This window comes from Pseudoalteromonas sp. A601, from assembly GCF_002165575.1.
Lineage (GTDB): Bacteria > Pseudomonadota > Gammaproteobacteria > Enterobacterales > Alteromonadaceae > Pseudoalteromonas.
The window spans coordinates 191573-213102 of sequence record NZ_MXQF01000007.1; the positions used below are offsets into that span (position 1 = coordinate 191573).

At 40.6% G+C, this 21530-nt stretch carries 19 protein-coding genes and 1 other RNA gene; 14 read left to right on the forward strand and 6 right to left on the reverse strand.

Translation table 11 applies throughout. The features are described 5' to 3' along the window. The first annotated feature begins 54 nt into the window (after positions 1 to 54). The gene (locus B5G52_RS07900; protein ID WP_087532103.1) at positions 55 to 963 is read left to right on the forward strand and encodes a DMT family transporter; all 909 of its coding nucleotides are present in this window, start codon (positions 55 to 57) and stop codon (positions 961 to 963) included. Between the two features lie 2 nt (positions 964 to 965). Here the strand turns inward: B5G52_RS07900 and B5G52_RS07905 are convergent, their stop codons facing one another. Continuing rightward, positions 966 to 1817 (reverse strand): OmpA family protein, encoded by an 852-nt coding sequence (locus B5G52_RS07905; protein WP_254911172.1) that lies wholly within the window; start codon positions 1815 to 1817, stop codon positions 966 to 968. Between the two features lie 285 nt (positions 1818 to 2102). On the opposite strand from B5G52_RS07905, the gene rnt reads away from it, so the two are divergent. After that, positions 2103 to 2795, forward strand: a complete 693-nt coding sequence (rnt, locus tag B5G52_RS07910; RefSeq protein WP_087532104.1) for a ribonuclease T — start codon at positions 2103 to 2105, stop codon at positions 2793 to 2795. Here rnt and B5G52_RS07915 read toward each other — a convergent pair. Then, positions 2779 to 4404: a DUF342 domain-containing protein gene (locus tag B5G52_RS07915; protein ID WP_087532105.1), complete on the reverse strand. Its 1626-nt coding sequence runs from the start codon at positions 4402 to 4404 to the stop codon at positions 2779 to 2781. The genes rnt and B5G52_RS07915 overlap by 17 nt on opposite strands. A gap of 288 nt (positions 4405 to 4692) precedes the next feature. Between B5G52_RS07915 and ssrA the strand changes: the two genes are divergently transcribed. The 5 genes from ssrA (at position 4693) to B5G52_RS07940 (ending at position 7651) form a co-directional block, all read left to right on the forward strand. Then, positions 4693 to 5049, forward strand: a transfer-messenger RNA (tmRNA) gene (ssrA, locus tag B5G52_RS07920). Between the two features lie 78 nt (positions 5050 to 5127). After that, complete coding sequence (locus B5G52_RS07925) at positions 5128 to 5613, forward strand: winged helix-turn-helix transcriptional regulator (RefSeq protein WP_087532106.1); 486 nt, start codon at positions 5128 to 5130, stop codon at positions 5611 to 5613. A gap of 286 nt (positions 5614 to 5899) precedes the next feature. Next, positions 5900 to 6442 (forward strand): type IV toxin-antitoxin system AbiEi family antitoxin, encoded by a 543-nt coding sequence (locus tag B5G52_RS07930; RefSeq protein ID WP_087532107.1) that lies wholly within the window; start codon positions 5900 to 5902, stop codon positions 6440 to 6442. Beyond that, the gene (locus B5G52_RS07935; RefSeq protein ID WP_087532108.1) at positions 6439 to 7359 is read left to right on the forward strand and encodes a nucleotidyl transferase AbiEii/AbiGii toxin family protein; all 921 of its coding nucleotides are present in this window, start codon (positions 6439 to 6441) and stop codon (positions 7357 to 7359) included. The genes B5G52_RS07930 and B5G52_RS07935 overlap by 4 nt, the downstream gene beginning before the upstream one ends. Beyond that, the gene (locus tag B5G52_RS07940; RefSeq protein WP_254911169.1) at positions 7337 to 7651 is read left to right on the forward strand and encodes a tyrosine-type recombinase/integrase; all 315 of its coding nucleotides are present in this window, start codon (positions 7337 to 7339) and stop codon (positions 7649 to 7651) included. The genes B5G52_RS07935 and B5G52_RS07940 overlap by 23 nt, the downstream gene beginning before the upstream one ends. Positions 7652 to 7727: 76 nt before the next feature. Here B5G52_RS07940 and B5G52_RS07945 read toward each other — a convergent pair whose 3' ends face one another. Together B5G52_RS07945 and B5G52_RS07950 are read right to left on the reverse strand one after the other, a co-directional pair. Then, positions 7728 to 8531, reverse strand: coding sequence for a hypothetical protein (locus B5G52_RS07945; RefSeq protein ID WP_087532109.1), 804 nt, complete (start codon positions 8529 to 8531; stop codon positions 7728 to 7730). A gap of 75 nt (positions 8532 to 8606) precedes the next feature. After that, positions 8607 to 8837, reverse strand: coding sequence for a hypothetical protein (locus tag B5G52_RS07950; protein WP_087532110.1), 231 nt, complete (start codon positions 8835 to 8837; stop codon positions 8607 to 8609). 425 nt (positions 8838 to 9262) lie between these two features. Here B5G52_RS07950 and B5G52_RS07955 point away from each other — a divergent pair, with 425 nt between their 5' ends. Next, the gene (locus B5G52_RS07955; protein WP_087532111.1) at positions 9263 to 10015 is read left to right on the forward strand and encodes a sulfite exporter TauE/SafE family protein; all 753 of its coding nucleotides are present in this window, start codon (positions 9263 to 9265) and stop codon (positions 10013 to 10015) included. A 209-nt stretch (positions 10016 to 10224) separates the two neighbouring features. On the opposite strand, the gene B5G52_RS07960 is transcribed toward B5G52_RS07955, so the two are convergent. Then, positions 10225 to 10569, reverse strand: coding sequence for a mannan-binding lectin (locus B5G52_RS07960; RefSeq protein WP_087532112.1), 345 nt, complete (start codon positions 10567 to 10569; stop codon positions 10225 to 10227). A gap of 124 nt (positions 10570 to 10693) precedes the next feature. Continuing rightward, a complete protein-coding gene (locus B5G52_RS07965; protein WP_087532113.1) occupies positions 10694 to 11521 on the reverse strand; it encodes a hypothetical protein in 828 nt (275 codons plus the stop codon). Between the two features lie 120 nt (positions 11522 to 11641). Here B5G52_RS07965 and B5G52_RS07970 point away from each other — a divergent pair, with 120 nt between their 5' ends. The 6 genes from B5G52_RS07970 to B5G52_RS07995 all read left to right on the forward strand — a co-directional run. After that, positions 11642 to 12286: an aspartyl/asparaginyl beta-hydroxylase domain-containing protein gene (locus tag B5G52_RS07970; RefSeq protein ID WP_087532114.1), complete on the forward strand. Its 645-nt coding sequence runs from the start codon at positions 11642 to 11644 to the stop codon at positions 12284 to 12286. Then, complete coding sequence (locus B5G52_RS07975; protein WP_087532115.1) at positions 12264 to 13517, forward strand: hypothetical protein; 1254 nt, start codon at positions 12264 to 12266, stop codon at positions 13515 to 13517. Before B5G52_RS07970 ends, B5G52_RS07975 begins: the two co-directional genes overlap by 23 nt. Beyond that, positions 13504 to 14424: a hypothetical protein gene (locus tag B5G52_RS07980; RefSeq protein ID WP_087532116.1), complete on the forward strand. Its 921-nt coding sequence runs from the start codon at positions 13504 to 13506 to the stop codon at positions 14422 to 14424. Before B5G52_RS07975 ends, B5G52_RS07980 begins: the two co-directional genes overlap by 14 nt. A gap of 27 nt (positions 14425 to 14451) precedes the next feature. After that, the gene (locus B5G52_RS07985) at positions 14452 to 15150 is read left to right on the forward strand and encodes a phage tail protein (RefSeq protein ID WP_087532117.1); all 699 of its coding nucleotides are present in this window, start codon (positions 14452 to 14454) and stop codon (positions 15148 to 15150) included. 6 nt (positions 15151 to 15156) lie between these two features. Further along, complete coding sequence (locus tag B5G52_RS07990; protein ID WP_087532118.1) at positions 15157 to 15981, forward strand: sulfotransferase; 825 nt, start codon at positions 15157 to 15159, stop codon at positions 15979 to 15981. 60 nt (positions 15982 to 16041) lie between these two features. Then, positions 16042 to 21530, forward strand: a 5489-nt coding sequence (locus tag B5G52_RS07995) for a DUF4347 domain-containing protein (protein WP_140394310.1), incomplete at its 3' end; no start/stop codon positions are given.

Here is a 21530-nt window from a genome sequence, read left to right on the forward strand (position 1 = left end):
TAGAATCCTCTTTTTCTCTTCTGTGTTGTACCGCTTCCATAAAGGAATAGCCGGGTGAACGTCAAAGTATCTTATTTGTTTATGGTGTTGATATGGTCAACAACACCGATAGGCATCGTATTTAGCAGTGAAACAGTTGCTCCAACCCTTGCTGTGCTGATGCGCATGCTTATTGGCTTGGTGTTAGCGGCGTTTGTCGTATCGATTGCAAATGTGCGTATTCCCTGGCATCGTCGGGCTTGTTTTTTATATGGTTACTCTAGTATTGGTATTTATGGTGGCATGCTACTTAGTTATATGGCAGCTAAAACGGTGCCGTCAGGGTTAATCTCATTAACTTTTGGCTTAGCACCTATTTTATCTGGTTTGCTGGCTCAGCGGTTATTAAACGAACCTAAGTTCAGCGCGATAAAACTTATTGCATTGGCTTTTGCATTAATAGGTTTGTACTTGGTCAGCCAAAGGCATATTCAAGGTTCACTAATGCAAATGCAAGGGCTGCTATATGTACTATTGGCCGTCTGCTTTTTTAGTTTAAGTGGTGTCATGATCAAGCGCGTTAAAATTGCGATACATCCAATGGCCACAACATTTGGTGCCCTGATATTTGTAACCCCCTTATTCTTTATTACTTGGTGGTTGCTTGATGGTGAACTCAATAGTGCGCTTTGGTCGGCTAAGTCACTATGGTCAATAGTCTATTTAGGGGTGTTTGGCTCGTTAATCGGCGCACTTGCTTATTTTCATGTTCTGCAAAAGTTAGCAGCAAGCACGGTTGCTTTAACCACGCTCATCACACCTAGCTTCGCTATTGCTCTAGGGGCATGGTTAAACAACGAACCTGTAGATCTGCAACTCATTATGGGAGCTGTAATAATATTATTAAGTTTAGCGGTATTTCAATTTGGCGAAGGGTGGTTTAGCAAAAGAGGTAAGTTAAAAAACAAACCTCTTAAAAGTTAACATTACATTTTTGCTATTTGGATCACTAAACGGCGGTTTTTATCTCGGCCTAAAATATTGTCATTTGTTGCAACATGGCGCTTTTCACCAAAGCCTTGTGTTTCAACTTTTGACTCATCAATACCTAAACTGACCATATAATCTTTAATGGCTTTGGCGCGCTTTTTAGATAATTCTAAATTGTTCCAGCGCCCACCATAGCTATCAGTGTATGAATCGATAGAAATTGAAGCGATACTGGTATCGTGTTTTAAATACTCCGCTATTTTATCTAAGCGCTGTTGTGATGATTTAGTTAGTGTGCTGGTATTAGGTTGATAATTCATCACCGTAAATGAAATATCTTCAAAGCTGTATGGGAGTAACTCATCACGACATTGCAAAAAAGCCCAGTAAGCTTGTTTAAAATTAATACTTGATAGACCGACGGCAATTTTGTCGGCACTATTTTGCCAGTCTTGATAATAAAAAGTAGGGTAGTAACCTTTCTCTAGCTCCGTGAGCATTTCCCATGCTGTTTTATTGCCAAGTTCACCGTCAAATTTTCGCAATAACTTCATGTTTGCTATATCACGCGCAGCAAGACCAGCCCGCCAAGAGGGTGGCACCGCTTTTAGTCCTGCGATGCTGTAATTATCTGGCCTAACCACCATATCTAAGTTAAATAAAACATCTTTGTTCTTACTCGCCGTGGTGCTAAATATGGCTTCGCCGTAGTAAGGAACTTCATGATTTAACTGACATTGTAAGCGAGTGGTTTTTACTACTTCCCATTGTGAGGTATCGGCATCTGCACTGTATTGGCGCATCGCAGCATCTGCCAAGCTACTCGATAGTAGGGCAATTGTTGTGATACCAAAAGATAAGGATGATAACTTCACAGTAGGGTTCTCCAACAATATTAACTTTCTATTTGCTTTAACGTGCCAAAATTTTGGCTCAATGCACCAGCTTAAGAGCTTATTTAATTCAAATAAGTAGGTTTTCAAGGCTACGGGCTTAATTAATGTATAAACCTAATTCATACATAAGCAATATACATGCCTATAATTTATCGTGTAATAAATCCCTTAACCCCTAGCCTAGAGGGCATCAACTTTGTCATAATAGAAGGCTTATATCCATAAACCAAGAAGACTATGGCAAATACTGAACAAACACTTTTCGCAAAACGCTTTCGTGGCTTTTTTCCTGTTGTTATTGACGTTGAAACTGCGGGCTTTAATAAAGAAACTGATGCGCTATTAGAAATTGCGGTCTCTATTTTAAAAATGGATGACGAAGGCTTGTTAAGTATTGATCACACGGTTCATTTTCATGTGCAGCCATTCGAAGGTGCCAATATTGAACAAGCTGCTATTGAATTTAACGGTATTGATCCTTTTTCGCCACTTCGTGGCGCAGTACCTGAAGACGAAGCAATAAAAGAAGTCTGCAAAGCTGTACGTAAAGCGCAAAAAGCAGCAGGCTGTCAGCGCTCTGTCGTGGTGGCACATAATGCGGCATTTGATCATGGTTTTTTAAATGCAGCCATTGAGCGTAATAAAATTAAGCGCACACCCTTTCATCCGTTTGTCAGTTTTGACACAACCTCTTTAGCTGGACTTGCTCTTGGTCAAACAGTACTCGCTAAAGCGTGCCGTGCTGCGGGGATTGAGTTTGATAACAAACAAGCTCACTCAGCACTTTACGATACAGAGCGTACAGCTGAGTTATATTGTTTAATTGTGAATCGTTGGCAGCAATTAGGTGGTTGGCCGCTAGCTGAAATTGAAGACGAATCAGATACTGAAGCATCAACGCAAGACTCAGCCGCTAAAACGACTGAGTAATTTTTCCTTCACTCATTTTTACTAAATGAGGCGGGTAAATACGGGAAAAGTTTTTTGAGTCTTTTGCTATTTTTAATTCCACACCTGGATGCATTAGCTCATTAACTTTTACTCGGCTGGTTGCTAAAAGCTGCGCTATTTTGGTTTTAATTAAATGCTTCTTACGCTTAATATGCGCAATTCTTATATTTATTTGTTCTTCACTGGCTGCTATTTTAGTTAAAAATAGCTGTCGCTTATCGGCTGCGGGAATTTTAACTGCTTTTTTACGCGCTTGTTTAAGTGATGCGGCTTTTGTAGCCAGTAGCTTTTCAAAGTCAGAGACTTGAATCTGTTTTTGTCGTAAGTCATGCCAATATTGGGCGAGGTGTACCTTTGTTTTAGTACCAGAAGGCGCACCTAGTTCACCCGTTTCAATACGCATTGCATTTAAAATACTACCCCCAATAATTTTACCCTTGGGGTTATTCGCTTTACCTACTCTAATTAACCGCCGCGCACTTAAATCGCAGTGTAGAGCTTGGCGCTCTATAAATAAATCTTGTTGCCCCTCAATAAAACAATATTGGGCGTATCCTAATGAGATTGTTCTTGCGGCTTTTATCTTACATGTAAACTCATCACCATCTTCACGTTTTCGGCCAATTGCCCCTAGCAACACGGTGACCGCACTTGCACTGTCTATTTTGCCTGACTCTACAAAGCCTAACACAGTAACGTCACCGCTGGCGCGTACACGCATACCGTCTTTTATATCGCCACTGATAATGACACTGCCATCAAAATCAACATGACCAGTACCAATATCAACGTTATCAAAACATAATACGTCATCAACACGCATGCCTCGTGGTAATGCGACGGGTACACCTTTACTATCAGCAATAAGCATATTAGGGTTATCTGGGTCTAATTTAGTTCCTTCAAAGGGCTGTAGAGGAAGGTCTTTACCGGGGCAAGCAGGAATAGTGTCACCAAACACAGTGTAGCCGTCTTCACCCTGTGTTGCCGCTATGCGCTGCATTAATGGGGTACCAGGGTTTACAGTGATTATGGCGCCTAAGTTGCGCATATCAACTTTGCCACCTTCCTTTGCTTGTGGGCTTAAAACACGGTCTTGTGCTGTTGAACATAAGCGAATAAATTTAGCATCGCTACCTTCTTTAGGTCTGCGGCCATGAGCTACAATCGCACTATATGAAGCCCCTGCGTTTTTTTCAAATTGTTGACCTAAAAAGTTATCTAATGCACGTTGGCTGATCCCTTGAATAACTCCGGCTTCGAGTAGCGCATCACGGGCATTATCCAGAGACATCAATTGACCACCTCGGGCAGTGGTTAAGGTGGCTTCAGCAACCATATTTTTTTCATCAATTTGAATGAGTAGCGAGGCGTCAACCGCACGAGCAATAATCAATGAATCAGCTTGATAATTACTACTTGGAGCAAACAGTTTGCCAATATTAGCACTAACAACTTCAAAGTCGGCGTACTGGGATTGTTCGATTAACTCAATCAATTGCGAGCTAGTAACAGGGAAGCCACTGCTTTTTGGGTGCTGGGTAAGTGTAACAAAACCTGTTTGGGGATCATGATTAAACAGCGACATTTATAACTTCCTTTAGAATATGCCTGTTTTTATTATTAATTACTCACCGAGATGCTTAATTTAAAAGTTTTAATACAAAATGGTGGTTTAGTATGCTATTTGAGCACAGCCATGCTGGTTTGTTAAGTAATTGTTTATTTTATTTGCAGGATAATGCATAATTTACATTTTATGCGCAATTAATCACCACTTAGTGGGGGCTAATAAAATAAAGCACTGAAGAGTCTTGAGTATCAGCACCTTAGTCAGTTATACTGCTTGCACACTCTGAATGAGTTTACTAATTCAGGGGCTGATTAGGATTCGACGGAATTCAAGAAGCCCGAGGTGCATGTCGAGGTGCGGTTTGCCTCGTAAAAAAGCCGCAATTTAAAGTAATCGCAAACGACGATAACTACTCTCTAGCAGCTTAGGCTGGCTAGCGCTCCTTCCATGTATTCTTGTGGACTGGATTCTGGAGTGTCACCCTAACACCTGATCGCGACGGAAACCCTGGCCGGGGTTGAAGCGTTAAAACTAAGCGGCCTCGCCTTTATTTACCGTGTTTGTCCGGGACTTAAAGGTTAATTAAATGACAATACTAAACATGTAGTACCGACGGTCGAGGCTTTTCGGACGGGGGTTCAAATCCCCCCAGCTCCACCAATATCGGTTTTTAAATTCGTTGATTTAAAAACCCTAAAAAACCCGCAAATTTGAGTAATCAAATTTGTGGGTTTTTTTATGCAATTCATTTATATAAACAATGAGCTGACTGTACAAGTAAAGTTTGAAAGTGTTACTTTATTAACCACTGCTCAATTTAATAACCTAATTGATAACGTGTTTATTAATACTCCCGTTGAAAGTATGGTGCATCAACATCAAGACGACTACTACTTCGCTATTCGCCAAAGTACCCAGCAAACCGATAGCGCTCCATTTATTGAGTTCATGTTACAAATGATTTTTGCTGCAATAACTGAGGCGAAAACGTCAGAAACTGAAGGTTTAAATGCGGGTTTAAGTGAGGGTTTAAAATTATCTGACGTTGATAAAACCATTTTGGCGTTTATTGAGCAAGACCGCTATATCACCAATGTCCAGCTTGCTGAAAAATCTGGCAAGTCGCAAAGCACCATCGAAAGGCGCATAAAAGTTCTAAAAGATGCAAGATTGATAACCCGCATAGGCGCAAAGAAAACAGGGTATAGGCAGGTTAAACGCTAACAGCCTGCACAAAAACAGCGCAGTAAAACAGAAGCGTTTTTATAAAGCGAATAATGCTTCTCTACGATGTATCAGCTTTGATATTGTAAGCCGCCGGGCTATTTTAATTAGTAACTTTACACGCTACACGCTCTTCCTGTCTAATACAAAGCTTTCCCCAAGCATGATATTCAAGTGTACAAATATGACACTATAATATGTTTTTTTTGTAGACTTGTTAAAGTGAACGGTTAAGTCTACAATTATGGCATATTTATGTGTTATTAATGATGACTTGAGGTGTATATTGAAGAAATCTGAGGCCATTAAAAAACTTGCAGAATACGATAAGCGTGGTCGTTATATCTTTACTAATTCAGATCTTTCGAAAATTTTCCATCAAGATAACGAGCGAACTTTGCGGGCGGGAATCAAGCGTTTACTAGATGACGGCTTACTTGTGCGCATCATTAATGGCGTGTATTTATATACTCTAGCGCAATCTAAGGGAAGTGATACGTTAGAGCAGATTGCCAAAACGATTAGACGTGGTGAATACAATTACGTTAGTTTGGAATCTGCATTGTCTGAATTTGGAGCTATCTCGCAAATTCCAGTTGATCGCTTAACAGTAATGACAACAGGGCGTTCGGCTGAATATAAAACCCCGTTTGGAACCATTGAATTTACCCATACAAAACGTGCACCGATGGACATTCTGGAAGGTACAAATCTAATTGATAGGCCGCTTAGATTAGCCACCAAACAAATCGCTTATAGAGATTTAAAACGTGTTGGCCGCAATACCCACTTGGTTAATATAGATGAATTGGAGGAGCGTACGTTATGAAAATTGATCAACAGAACTTCGCAAGGTTAGTAAACCAAGCAATGCAAAGTGATAATGTTTCGCACATGCGCGCAGTTATAGAAAAAGAGCTCCTACATTACGATATTTTATTTGCGTTAGAAAAAGCGGGGTTTCTGGACAAGTTAACTTTTCAAGGAGGTACATGTTTACGATTATGTTATGGCGGAAATCGCTTTAGTGAAGATTTAGATTTTGCAGGTGGTAAAGATTTTAGCTCTACGATGCTGGCTGACATGAAATCTTGTATTGAAAAATATATCGGCGGAAGGTACGAACTTGAAGTAAGCGTTAAAGAACCAAAAGAGTTAAAAACAGACCCAAAATATGCAGAATTAAACATTGATAAGTGGCAAATTGCAGTTTTTACCTTTCCTGAAAGAAAAGATATACCTAAACAAAAAATTAAACTTGAAGTAGCAAATATCCCAGCTTATACAAAGGAGCCGTTACCTCTGCAAGCAAATTATGACTTTTTGCCGGATGGCTATAGCGATACTCTGATCTTAACAGAGACGCTAGATGAAGTGATGGCAGATAAAATTATTTCGCTACCTGCGACAACAAAATATGTTCGGCATCGAGATATTTGGGACCTCGCTTGGTTACAGCAGCAAGGCGCTACATTGAAAATGGATTTAGTAAAAAGCAAGATCGTAGACTATAAACTTGATCACTATGATGTGTTGCTTGCTAATTTAATTGAACGCCTAGCTGAGCTTGTTAAAAGTGAAGCATTTATAGCTGAGATGAAACGCTTTTTGTCCACTGATGTATTTGACCGCACTTTAGGATTGGAAAAATTTCAGGTGTATTTAACTTCAACACTAATTAAATTGTTTCAAACAGTACAAGATGAGTTATCGGGTAAGGTAAGTGCTGTTGAGTTTAAAATGTAGGGATCTACATTGTATCTTTGTTACAAAGTTAATAGCAGATTGTCGAAAGGCGTTTGAAAGGGCGATAAATAAAACCGATATTAATTTGCCTAAAGGGCAGTGTAGCCATGTTCTAAGGCATACTTTCGCAAGTCATTTTATGATGAATGGAGGTAATATTTTGGTGCTACAGCAAATACTTGGTCATGCAAAGATTGAGCAAACCATGGTTTACGCGCACTTTGCACCAAGTCATTTAGAAGATGCAATTAGGTTAGGGCCAAGATTTAGCTTGAAAACGAATTCAATTTGAGTAGAGCTAAATTTATCAGCAGTAGGTATATGAACCATTTTAATTTTGCTATGTACTAAAAAAGTATTTACAAGCTTCAGGCTATGTTACATGGCCTAAATGTTATTCTTTGATCGCAGCCTTGTCCATCACACTGAATATCGAGTTCTACCGCAGTCAACACACTATTAATACTTGAATCATCAATAAATGTAGAATGCTTACATTTTGGGCATTGAACTTGAACTCCTACTTTTTTAAGCTTAATATTTCCGCAGTTAAAAGAACCTAATAAAAGCTTGCAACAGTTTTGATTCGTACATTTGTAATGCTGTGGAGATTCTTCATTTAATATTGAGTTAGGTAATATAGTCATTTTTTCGCAATATGGGCATTTCGCTTCAACGAAAGAGCCACGAATGTGTATATTTCCATTCGAAACAATATCATTTAAATTTGTGTAGATTTTTTCTATAACCTTAACATTTTTGTCGTAATTAGGTGTGTTCACTGATTTTAAGCTAGGCAAGTGTAAAAAATTCCCAAGGGTGTTATACATCTTATTGAGTTTTTTAATGTTAAATACTCTTTGACTTCCGATGCTTTTGTAACTCAGTGTTTTTGGGTTTTCTGAGCCATCACCTTCAGCCAAAGAAATATCCAATGATTTATTAGCTTTCTCATCGAAATAACATAGCATCTTAAAACTTTTGTTTGGTTGCCATGTTTCAATTATTTGCTGTGGAACTTTATTTCCATAGCTCTCAATTTGTTTATAGACTATTGCCTCTATTGCAAATCTTAATTCGAGAACTGCATAGGTAAAGGTTTTTTCATCGCCAATTAGGTTAATATAATTGTCTAGGTGTTTTTTTGTGGAGTGAGGTATTAATGAAGACATAAGTTAATTAATTCTCTCCAATAATAGCCGGAGTGCCAATGTAAGTATGTATAAAAAAGTACCATTACTGAACTTTTACGATGATGTTGATACTTGGACACCTAGAATAGCATTCGTTTTAATTCGTGCATTATCAACAAATGAATCTATAACCTCTTGATATTCATTTCTATTGCGCTGCAATATACCACGGGCTATCCCTTTAATCGGTACATAGGCAGTGCCAGCGGCTTGTATCATCACAAAAGTTTCTTTTACAATACAACCCTCAGGTAAATTTTCAGTATTGAATAATGTTATACCCATTTCAATTCCTTTTATATGTGATTGCCAGCTAATAACTATAAACCCAAAACTTAATATAATATCGAACGTTAACTATGTCCACATAATGCTCAAACTCATGAAATAATACAACAGTTAGTGAAATCACACGAAATACTAACTTTTTGATTATAATATAACTTGTTGTTTTTTCGTTGCCTGTAATAATCGAGGCTTTTCGGGCGAGGTGTTACCCCAATCCACCAATATCGGTTTTTAAATTCGTTGATTTAAAAACTCTAAGAAACCCGCAAATGTGAGTAATCAAGTTTGCGGGTTTTTTTATGCCTGTTTTAAAGCGGTTATGTATTCAAGTGATGATGATTGTTAGCTATTTAGGTACTCGTAACTTGTTTTGTCTCATGGTAACTTTGCTATCATGTTGTTGTATTGCTAAGTAGTGCTACATGGAATTTTTAGCCGGTGATTTATTAACGCCGTTCAGCGTTATTGGCCTGATTGTTTTATCGGCCATTACGTCGATGATATCGGCGGCTTTTGGGGCTGGTGGTGGGTTGATGTTATTGGTGGTGATGGCGTCGTTATTGCCGATGAGTATTGTTATTCCGGTGCATGGGTTAGTGCAATTGGGATCTAATGCCAATAGGTTTATGCTGACTTTTAAACACCTTGATAAAAGTATGTTTGTGTATTTTTCACTGGGTGGGGTAGTGGGAGTATTTGCGGCGTCGTCGATTGTGACACGTATCCCACTTGAATTGATGAAAATTGTGGTGGCGGGGTTTGTACTTTATTTACTATGGGGCGTGACACCCAAGCTACGTGAAACCTCAAAATTATGGCGTTACATGGCGGGAGCTGTCACCACATTTTTATCGATGTTTGTTGGCGCGAGTGGCCCGTTGGTAGGCAGTTGTTTGTACGTTAACAATTACGATAAATTAAGGTATACCGCTACTTTTTCAGCTTGTATGAGTGTGCAGCATACTTTTAAAGCTATTTTGTATGGCTTTGTAGGGTTTTCTTTTTGGCAGTGGTTGCCGCTGGTGACGGCCATGATAATAAGTGGTGTGCTCGGTACTTGGCTTGGTTTAAAGCTATTACAGCGGATATCTGTGGCTAAATTTAAAGCTGTTTTTCGTGCTGTTTTAACATTACTTGCGCTGCAATTAGCATGGCAAGGTTTTCAAACGCTTTAGTTTAAACCAGTTAAAGCGCTATAAGCCTAGGTTTTATAGCGCTTTATACTAGCAACAAGGGAAAGTCGGTCGTTTCGCAAATTAGATATCTTTCACAAGGTTAAAAACCCATAATAGAGCCAGTCTATGGTTTAACCTTGAGGTTGAACTCATTCCTTTTCACAATATTCGACCATTCACTCTACCTGTTTGATTTAGCTTTTTACTGACTAAAAGTTATATTGGATTTCAATAACACTCATTACGCCTTCTACGATAGTTTTCCACTCGCCGGTAAATTCTGCGCCGTATGACGCAGCGATTGTTTTACCTATTTTTTGAGCTTCGTCATTGCTCCAAAGTGGGCCGGCTAATACATTGGTTTTGAATGAGTTGCTACCAGTGTTTGTTACTTCAAGTTCAACTTCAACAACACTCATTTGGCTCTGTACTACTGTGTTCCATTGACCCGTCCATTTACCTTGGTGTGCAGCGGCAACGGCGGGGGCTTTTTCTTCTGCATCTTTTTGATCCCAGATTGGGCCTGCTGGGATATTCACTTTAAATGTACTCATAAATTTCTCCTTAAATTGTTTATTGAATAGGTTTTTGAGCAAAGCTCATTGCTGTACTCAATATGGAGTATATGAATAACGTCAGGCTTTTCTATTACAGGGTATTACATTGTGTGGGCTTAGATTAGAGTGATTTTGGCAAGCTTGAATACGCAATTACTGCACCATCGCGCTGTGCAATATCTGGGTGGCGTAAGCTTTGTTGGTACTGACGGCAATAATTAATTGGGTTGCCATGATTAACTAAAAATGGGTTGTTATTTAATGTGGCTAATAGGTTCGCCCACCGTGTTTTTATATGCTCAGGAGGGCTTGGTAATGTATTGAGAATTGCTATGGATGCTTCAAATTGACTCGCTATTGCGAGCGATAGCATATCGTCATTGGCGGCTGCCAACCAACTTACGCCATTTATACCAACACATAGTAGTGGCATGTATGGCGCTAATGCAGGGCAAACGTCATTTTTATAGATGTCTACTTGCCAATACGAACGGGCAATTTTTGTAAATTGTGTAAAGCTGGTTATTGCTGAAAATTGCGATGTGGCGAGTGGCAAAATCTCTACTCGAGGTTTATTGGCATTGACGGTGTCGTTGGCAACATCGATATACCAGGGGCCAAAAATCAGGGCATTTTGAAAATATTCATCTCGCAGTGATCCCCATGCTTTTTTTATAACATGACCTTGCGAGACGCCGTCTCTTAGCAAATTTAAGCCCGGATTTTGGCTTTGCTGTAATGCTATTTGTAACAGGTTAAACATTTCGTCACGAATTTCTCTACAGCGGCCAATCGGGTATGGCTTATTTGCAAAGTGCGGCATTTTCGGTGCAAGGGTGAGGTCGGCCTGTAACCGCAGTGTTGCTAGGTCATTGCAAATTAAAGCCAGATGTTGAGTAGTGAGATCTTTAAGCTGCAAGTTTGCCTCAACCTTAATTAATGTTTTCATCAGTTTAGACTACAAAGCCATGATTTTCGATTTATTACAGCGTTGCTGTAATACGCTGTAATATTTTAAAACAAAGAATTTGTCTATCCTCAGTAAACATAGTTCAGGGACTGCTTAGATATGTTTACTCAGCCGATTACATTTACTCAATTACCTATCCCACTTAGTGAGTTTAACCTTGCTGATGACTTGTTAATTGCTGAGCAGTTAACTTGGCTGGAGCATGTTAATACTGATGAATATCAGGGTAAGTGGGATGTGCTTGAGCTTAAAGTGCCAAAAGAGCACCTTTATAGTCATCGTATTTTGCAGGCATTCGCTATTGAAGCTGCATGTGAATGGATTGACGGACCAAATTTAGATTTACTGAGTGCATTTGAGGGTCTGCTTGCTAGTTTTGAGTGCGAGATTTTGTCGGCTCGTTTAATGCGTTTGCATCCAAATTCTTTTATCAAACCCCATCGGGATCACGGCTTGAGTGTTGAAAAGTCACAACAGGCCCGTATACACATTTGTTTAGGTTACTCTGCCAATATTGAATTTTATGTTGATGGCCACCGTGTGCCCATGAGCAATAATAGTGCATGGTATATAAATGCAGATGCTGTTCATAGTGTAAAAAATGCAGGCTCAACACCCCGTATAAATTTGGTTGTAGATTGTAAAGTAAATGACTGGCTCAAAGGGTTGATCTGGGCATTACATGATTCAACACAATTCAATGTTAATGCAGGAGGTTGTGATGTCAAACCCGCATTTGCCTAAATCAGCTACTGCTTATATTACAGAAGATCCGATGGTTACGGGGCTACTAAACCAAGCATTACGTAACCAAATTCGTTCGCTTACTCAACAACCTACAACTGCAATAACCTTGCAGCAATCGTTTATAGCAATTGCCAGCCAAGCTCTGAATCAGATTCATGATGAAGCATTAACTAAGCAGTTATTCTCAGACGCTTATGAGCAAGCAATGCATTGCCTTAATCAAGCTCAGTTGCAAGAGTCAGAAATAACCGAGCAATTTATTAATCAGCATGGTTTGGTTATGTCGGTTTTAAATTGCACCACCACAATTAAAGATGTGCACCGCAATAGCTGTTTTTATAAGGCAATATTTGAGTTGGTAACAGATTTATTAAAGCGCAGTGCTCAGATCAATATTGCCTATCCGGCATGTGGGCCTTTTGCGCCGTTATTGCTACCCATTTTGTTGTACATGGATAAACAAAACCTGATCTCGCCAAAAACAGTGCGAGTTTCACTTATCGATATTCAACCAGGTGCTATTAAGTCTCTCAATACATTAATAAATGAGTTAGATCTCAGTGATTATTTTGATGGCGTATTTTTAAGTGATGCAGTGTTATATCAAGGGGAGAAACCATACGATATTTTTATTGCAGAAGCATTTCAACATGGTTTATCAAAAGAGGCGCATTTAAGTATTTGTAAAAACTTTGCGACCCAATTAAGTAGTCACGGTGTGATGTTGCCTTGTAAAACCACCATTAATGCAGCATTAGTGAAGTGTCAACGTGAGTATATTGAACAGTGGCAGGCTTCAGCAAAAGGGGAGGTGAGTGCTAAACCTAATCCAGAGATTTTAAATGAAAGAATTGAATTAGGAAATGTACTGACCCTTGACCGCTATAGTTTATTAAACCTTGATATTATTAATTTAGGGCAGCAGCAGGTTGTGTGTTGTAACACATTGGCGATCCCTGAAAATACGCAAGATGCAAGTAAGCATGTATTGGTGCTTTATGCCCAAGTGATGACTTATAACGATCACTGGCTGACTCAATATCAATCAGGCATTACCCATCCATTACCTTTACTCAATGTATGTATCGACTTTGTGCCGCAAAGTTCAACCGTGGATGACTTACTACTGAGTTCGACAGACAAAATTACTTTTTATTACAAGCTGACTGGATTAACAGGGTTTTTGCCAACTAAAGCCGAGCAGCAGGTGAGTTATGCAGCAAGTTAATCGTGTAGTACTTTTTACTTCAAGTTGTTTGGCTATGCCTACAATCAATTTGCTGTTGCAAGCAGAACTGCTGGTTACGGTGGTTTTTGTTGATGACGAAGCACAACATATTCAACATGAGCAGCAACAGTTACGCGCCCAATGTGAGGCATTAAATATAAACCTCACCAGGTGGAACAATAATGATCAATTGGTAGCTCAACTTGATCAATGGCATGCATCAATCGCAGTTTCGTGTTTTACAGCAAGAGCATTGGATGATGAAATTATTAAATTTTTTCATGGCCAAGCTTATGGACTGTGCTGTGGTATAGCTAAGAGTCATCAATGGACCAATAGTTTATATTGGCATATCAGAACACAGCAAAATGAACTGCCTACCACTTTGCAAAGACTCAACAGTAATGAAAATACAGCGCTGCAATCTGTTGTGATTCATCCGTTTGATACCTACCAAAGTTTGTCGTTACGAGTGGCTTCAGCGTTAGCGTCTGCTTTAGTAAATGTAATGGCGAAGCTAAATATGATCACTTGGCAATCATTAAATGAAAAACAAGTCTTACCAAATACTGCAAAACCAATCACCCGCGAAGCCATAACTTTATCTTTTAAAACTCATAGTGCTAATGATTTCGTTGCTGCAGCAAAAGCAGGTAATCCACTATATGGGGGTTTTATTTTGATAACTCAGTTGGGTGAAATTAACGTGTTGCAAGCTTCAACTATTGAGCAAAATGAGTTTTTTGAGCCTGCGGGTACGATTTTAACAATCAATAAATCAGCAGGGTTAATTGTACAAACTAAACAGGGAGCGGTGGTACTAGATATTATTTCTAGCCAGTTTGGCTGCATCTCTGGTTATCGGTTTGCATCTTTAGCGAATATTAGTGCTGGAATGCAATTATAACTATATAAAATTTAGAGGAAATAAATTATGAGTGCAGATCCATATATTGGCGATGTAGAAATATTTGCGGGTAACTTTGCCCCAAGAAGTTGGGCTATGTGCGACGGGCAGTTATTGCCGATTAGTAGCAATACTGCGCTTTTTTCTATTATTGGGACGATATACGGTGGTGACGGCCGTACCACTATGGCGTTACCAGATATACGGGGGCGAGCACCTATTGGCTATGGTTATGGTCCCGGCTTGAGCGGTTATAAGCTTGGTCAAAAAGGAGGCGTTGAATCTGTATATATTTCACAACCCTATTTACCTTCAATGCATAGCACAGTGTCATTGCCAAGCTCTGCGCAGTCAGTCTCAGTCAGTATTCCAGGGCAAACCATAACCGATGTGACCGGTACTGCAAATATTGCAACGGCACAAAATGCCGATACAGGTGAGCCTACAGCAGGTGCGGCATTGGCTACGGTTGTTGCTGGTGGTGGCCCTGATAAACAAGAATTGATCTATCAAACTGCGCCATCATCCTTACTTAGCCTTGGTAATGTGAGTGTGGATTCGTTTGATATCCCAGCACAAACAAATGTGCCACTGACGCTGCCAGCTAATAGTTTACATGGGACGGTGTCTCTATCTGGTGGTAATCAAGCTATGGATATTCGCACACCTTCCATTGCAATGAACTACGTTATTGCTTTGCAGGGGTTATTCCCGAGTCGGAATTAATTATTTATGCAGCATCGTTATCATTTTATCGCAGGTTTGCCCAGAGCAGGCTCAACATTATTGGCGAGTATATTAAGACAAAACCCTGATTTTCACGCTGATATGTCAACGCCTGTTGCTGGCTTTGTCACTAACCTATTGGAGCAAATGGGTTCTGGGAGTGAGTTCGCTTCGAGTATTACTTCGGTCCAGCGACTGAATATATGTCGAGCTATTTGCTCTGGCTATTATCAGGAAGTTGAAAAGCCAGTCGTGTTTGACACTAACCGATTATGGACCGCAAAACTTAACGTACTAAATACTTTATTTGGCAATGATTTTAAGGTGATTTGCTTAGTAAGAAACCCGGCATGGGTGATGGATAGTTTTGAGCGTATTTACAGAAAAAACAGCCTTGAATTTAGTCGTATATATTCCGCTGCAACGCGGCAAAACGTGTATACCCGCTGTGAGCATATTGCGTCTAATCTTGGGCCATTTGGTAGTGCGTGGGCTGCGTTAAAAGAAGGTTTTTATGGTGAGTTTTCAGAGCAATTGTTGTTGCTCGATTATGACTTGTTGGTGACTAAACCAGAAAATAGCCTAGCGCTGATTTATCAGTTTTTAGGTTTGCCTGGTTATCAGCATGATTTTGAAAATGTCAGCTATAACGCTAGTGAATTTGATAAAAACTTGGGAGCAGAGGGGTTACATGCGGTGAAGCAAAAGGTGGAATTTACCGGCCGCAAAACGGTGCTTCCTCCTGAATTGTTTAAAAAATACAGCGATATGGCTTTTTGGCTGGATCCACAAGGTAGTAACGCAAGCTTAATCACACAAAAAACACCTTAACATTTTAAATAAGTAGTACTAAAGCAACGCTTTATACAATATGGTTAGAGGACTAAACCAATGCTGCATTTCTCTTTATCTCCAATTTCTATCTTTGTCGGTTCAGCCCTAGGGCTTACTCAAGTGGCTGGTGTTACTGTTAGTGAATACGCTCAATTACCAGCGCAGCCTGAGCACAGCGTAAGCGTATTTAGGTCTGGTCAGGTTAGCAAAGATAAGGTGAAAAGTGAGCAATCGGTTGCGCCGGGTGAAAATGATTTGGTGATCGAAAGTGCCAATGTTATTAAGCATTTGATCATTATTGATGCGGCTGTCCCTGATAAAAGCTTACTTTACGGGCAACGCAAAATAGGTACTGAAATAGTTGAATTGCAAGCTAATGAGTCTGGCATTAAGCAACTTGAAGCACTACTAGTTGATTATCATAATCTACAGAGCGTGAGTATTTTTGCTCATGGGCGCAGTGGCGAAGTATTACTTGGAAACAGCTCAATAAATACCGCGGTGGTTGAAAAAAACACACAATTTATGCAGGTGTTTAAAGGGGCAGTTGCATCAGGTGGTGACATATTTTTTTATGGTTGTGATGTTGGCAAAGATACGCAGGGTGAGCAGTTTTTAACAGTATTTAATCAAGCAACGGATTTAGATGTTGCTGCTTCTGATGATTTAACGGGTAATGCTAGCAAAGGAGGGGATTGGGATTTAGAAATCGTTAAAGGCGACGTGGATTTTGCTAACCGACCTTTTTCAGAGCATGCACTACAGGACTTTTCAGATGTATTGGCTTTTGACAGTACATTAACGTTTGATAATTTACCTACTGGCTATGCGAACTGTAAAAGTTATCAAATCCCTGGCACCACTTACAGCATAAAAATTAAATCTGGAGCGGATGGTGAGAAAGATTTATATAATTATTACGTTGGTTATGCTCAAGTAGGCACAAATTCGTCACATCAGACTTATAGTAAAATATATTTTACAAATAACGAAACGTTTAATTTATCTAGTTTATATGTTAAGAACGATAACGGCAGTGGGAGTAATAAAGTCATACGGTTAACAACGGATAAAGGAGGTGAAGTAAACAGCGGGAGTTTGCCTTACGGTGATAGCGAGACAGTAAATGCTTCTGGTGCACTATTTACGGGGATAAAATGGTTAAAAATAGCTTACAGTGACAATTCAATTCTTGGCTGGGTGAAAATTGATAACCTTGCCATAAATAATTTATCGTCAGCTCCAGTAAACTCAGCCCCTGTAGTTGATTTAAATGGAGGAGGAGCTGGATCAGATAGTTCTGTTTCGTTTACTGAAGGTAATGGTGCGGTAAATATAGCATCCAGCGCTAACGTAACTGATAGCGATGCAGACACAATAACAACAATAACGGTGTCATTAACTAACGACCAAGATGGTGCCTTAGAAGGGCTGAGTGTTTCAGCGGCGGCACAAAATGCACTTGGTGGTATATCAGGTGCCTCAGACATTACTCTACAAGATACAATTTCTATTACTGGTGCAAGCGCAAGTACCGCAGAGGTTGCTAGTTTTTTAAGGGCAATAACTTATAACAACACCAGCTCTACCCCCAATACCACAGCCAGAAATATCACAGTTGTCATTAACGATGGTACAGAAAATAGTGTAACCCGAAGTGCAAGTATCAGCATTGCGAACGTGACTGCAGCAAGCTCAATAGCCGCTGGTTTCAATACTTCAAATGGCACAAATTTAAGTCCTGCAATAACGTTTAGTAATGATAATGAAACTCTAACTATTAGTAATGCATTACATATTGCGGGATCAACCGCCGATGGTGGCGGTGGAACAGATACTATCAATGTAATTGATGGTGCTGACCTTACCGGTTTTGCATCGTTGACCGGTTTTGAAACCCTCACCCCCTATAACGATGGTTCATTGACTTTAAGTGAAACGCAGCACGAGAGTTTCACCACCATAAATGGCACAGGTACGAATCAGTTCACTATCTCTAGTGCGAACGGCGATCAAACACTCACTGGCGATGCAGATATTGAAACTTATGTGCTTGGCGCAGCAATGACCTTTACTCTTGGTAGCGCAGCGCAAAATGTAACTGGTAGCAGCGCAGCTGATACGGTTAATATTAATGCCTTTGCAGTTACTGGAACACTAAACGGTGCTGCAGGCACCGATGTATTACAGGTCGGCGCTGGGGCTGATCTTAGCGGTGCAACAATTTCTGCTTTTGAATCGTTAACGCTTGCCAGCGGTGCAAGTGTAACGATGACCGAATTGCAGCACGATAATTTTTCAACGTTTACGGCACCGGGTAGTGAAACAATAACCATTAGTTCAGCAACGGATGGGCTAGTAGGTAACAGTGCGATTGAAACGTATGTACTTGCTGCGGCAAATGCATTCACACTTGGCGCTGTGGGGCAAAATTTTACGGGCAGTACAGGGGATGACTCTCTTAATGTGGGGTCGTTTGCTGCAACGGGTATTTTAGCGGGCAATACGGGTACTGATACGTTATCTATTGGTAGTGGTGGCAGTATTGTTGGCGCCACGATTAGCGGCTTTGAAAACTTGGCTGTAGCCAGTGGCGGTTCAGCAAGTATTGCTGCATCACAATTAGCATTGTTCTCCGGTACGGTAACAGGTAGTGGCACAGAGACATTGACTATTTTAGGTGACGGTAATTTCGCAACAGTCTCTGCAATTGAAAACTATACAATAGCGGATGACAGCAGCAATGCACGAACGGTTGCTATTAGTAGTGCAGGGCACTCAGTAACAGCGAGCTCAGCAAGTGATGCTATTACGTTTGATATTGGCACACTAGCTTATACGGGAACAATTACCGGCGAAAATAGTGTTGCTGATACGTTATCGATGAATAATGCCGCAAATATTACTAATGCGACCATCAGTAATGTGGCTAATTTAACACTTGCGTCGGGCGCATCAGTGTCGATGACGGCCAGTCAGCATGGCAACTTTATAGGCACCATAACCGCACCAGGCTCAGAAACGATTACTATCACCGGTGATGGTGATTTTACAACGTTAACTGGTATTGAAAGCTACGATGTAGCTGATGACAGTACAAATACCAGAACCATCACCGTATCAACGGGGACGACTAATGTAACCGCCGGTTCATCGACAGATGCAATCACTTTTGCAATTGGTAGCAGCGCATACACAGGCACCTTAATTGGCGAGGGTAGTGTTGCCGACCAAGTACAAGTCACTGATGGTGCAGACATTAGCGGCGGTGGATTTTTAAATATAGGCACTCTTTCGTTAGCTAGCGGCGCAACAGTGGTTATTGATGCGGCTAATATTGGTAATTTTAGCACTGCGATAACGGGGAGCGCGGGTTCTGAAACACTGAAACTGATGGATGGTGGGGCGTTTGATTTCACCAGTACTTCAGTGTCTGCGGTTGAAGCAATCGCAATAGGGACTGACAATAATACGACGATAATTTTAACTGATAATTTTAATGCAAATGGTCAAGCTGTATCAGTTGCAAATGCGAGTGGCGGCGAAATTACAGCAGATTTAACAATAAATGCTTCAGCTTTTAGCAGTGACGCATTAACGATTTCGGCCAGTAATTTTAACGGCGATGATACTATTACTGGTGGTAGCGGTGCAGATACCATTCGCCCTGGCGGTGGTACTGATTCGATGACAGGCAATGCCGGTAGCGATAACTTTGTTGGTAGTGTGGCACAATTATCAGGGGATACAATCACTGATCTAGCCGTAGGTGATAGCTTAACTATTACAGCTGTGACAGGGCTTTCAAGTGCCAATGTGCGATTTAATGGTACTAGTACATTAGAAGTTGATACAGATGCCACTGATTTTAATATTTCAGAGCTTACGCTGGCGCTAAGTAACTCCCCAGCGGCAAATTTAGCTTTTAGTGTGGCTGACAGTGGGAGCGATACTGTTATCACTTTTGTTGAGCCAAATAGCGCTCCTGTATTTAGTAGCTTGAATGGCGGTACGACCTTTACTGAAAATGGCTCGGCAATTGTTATCGACTCTGATGTGACGATTGCTGATACTGAGCTCGATGCTCTTAATGGCGCGATAGGTAATTATAATAATGCCAGCTTAACCATTAGTCGAAACGGTGGAGCAAGTACGCAAGATGTCTTTGCGAACAATAGCTTATTGGGGGTGCTAATTGAGGGTAATACATTTACTTATAATTCGACCACGGTCGGCACGGTAACCACCAACTCAGTAGGTACGTTAGTACTGACCTTTAATGCGAATGCGACCTCTGCCATTGTTGACTCAGTGCTGCAAAGCATTACCTATCAAAATAGTTCAGAATCACCATCATCCGCAGTGACTTTGGATTATGTTTTTAATGATGGGGTAGCAAACAGTACGGGTACAAATCAAGCTGTAGTGAACATTACTGGGCTAAATGATAGCCCAACTGATATTTCGCTATCATCGGCAAGTATCAATCAATCATCAACTGGGGTGGCTGCTAATATAGGATCGCTTTCTACCTCAGATGTAGATACTAGCGACAGCCACAGTTATTCGTTTGTAAGCTCAGGTGCAAGTGTAAGCGGCACATGTAGCGCTGATACAAACAATAGTAGTTTTCAGATCAGTGGCAGCTTAATTCAAACGCAAGCTGCACTTAGTGCAGGAAGTTACATTGTCTGCGTACAAAGTAATGATGCTACGACCACGTTTCAAAAAGCGTTTACTATTACAGTCACGGATGATGTAGCGCCTAATGCACCTTCAACCCCAGATTTAGACGTGGCTTCAGATTCAGGGGTATCTAATACAGACAACATTACCAGTGATACTACGCCAACATTTAGTGGTACTGCTGAGAGTGGCTCAACGGTTGCTTTGTATAGTGATCAAGTTGGTGGCGGAGCAACGGTAATAGGAACTGCTACGGCGACTGGTGGTAATTGGCAGATCACAACCAGTGCTTTAACTAGCGGTTTAGATCATGCTATTTCAGCAAAAGCAACTGACGCTGCAAGTAATGTGAGTAGTAGCTCAAGTGCGTTGACTATTACAATAGACACTGCTGCGCCGATCGCTCCGAGTTCGCCAGACTTGTCAGCAGCAAGTGATAGCGGTGCTTCTAACACAGATAATATTACAAACGATACCACACCGACCTTTACGGGAACCGGTACTACAGGTGACAGCATTACTCTTATTTCAAGTATTGATGGCTCAATAGGGAGCGCAGTTGTTATTGGTGGGGTATGGAGTATCACAGCAAGTTCAGCTATGTCCAGTGGCTCGCATGCCATTATGGCACGTGCGACGGACTCTGCTGGTAATATCACCAATGGTACGAGTACTACAATAACGATTGACACTAATGTGAGTACTCCGAGTATTACCACGCCCATTGAAGTAGATGGTCGGATCAATGCTGTAGAAGATGCGCATGTGCTTATTCAAGGAAGCGGTGCTGATTCTGGTGCTACGGTTAATGTAACTATCAGCGATGGCGCAAATAGCCAATCGCGCAGTGTGACGGCTGA

Coding starts and splice junctions, on each gene's coding strand:
- rnt (WP_087532104.1), top strand. CDS start 2,103: ATGGCAAATACTGAACAAACACTTTTCGCAAAACGCTTTCGTGGCTTT.
- B5G52_RS07915 (WP_087532105.1), bottom strand. CDS start 4,404: ATGTCGCTGTTTAATCATGATCCCCAAACAGGTTTTGTTACACTTACC.
- B5G52_RS07925 (WP_087532106.1), top strand. CDS start 5,128: ATGCAATTCATTTATATAAACAATGAGCTGACTGTACAAGTAAAGTTT.
- B5G52_RS07935 (WP_087532108.1), top strand. CDS start 6,439: ATGAAAATTGATCAACAGAACTTCGCAAGGTTAGTAAACCAAGCAATG.
- B5G52_RS07945 (WP_087532109.1), bottom strand. CDS start 8,531: ATGTCTTCATTAATACCTCACTCCACAAAAAAACACCTAGACAATTAT.
- B5G52_RS07950 (WP_087532110.1), bottom strand. CDS start 8,837: ATGGGTATAACATTATTCAATACTGAAAATTTACCTGAGGGTTGTATT.
- B5G52_RS07955 (WP_087532111.1), top strand. CDS start 9,263: ATGGAATTTTTAGCCGGTGATTTATTAACGCCGTTCAGCGTTATTGGC.
- B5G52_RS07960 (WP_087532112.1), bottom strand. CDS start 10,569: ATGAGTACATTTAAAGTGAATATCCCAGCAGGCCCAATCTGGGATCAA.
- B5G52_RS07965 (WP_087532113.1), bottom strand. CDS start 11,521: ATGAAAACATTAATTAAGGTTGAGGCAAACTTGCAGCTTAAAGATCTC.
- B5G52_RS07970 (WP_087532114.1), top strand. CDS start 11,642: ATGTTTACTCAGCCGATTACATTTACTCAATTACCTATCCCACTTAGT.
- B5G52_RS07975 (WP_087532115.1), top strand. CDS start 12,264: ATGTCAAACCCGCATTTGCCTAAATCAGCTACTGCTTATATTACAGAA.
- B5G52_RS07980 (WP_087532116.1), top strand. CDS start 13,504: ATGCAGCAAGTTAATCGTGTAGTACTTTTTACTTCAAGTTGTTTGGCT.
- B5G52_RS07985 (WP_087532117.1), top strand. CDS start 14,452: ATGAGTGCAGATCCATATATTGGCGATGTAGAAATATTTGCGGGTAAC.
- B5G52_RS07990 (WP_087532118.1), top strand. CDS start 15,157: ATGCAGCATCGTTATCATTTTATCGCAGGTTTGCCCAGAGCAGGCTCA.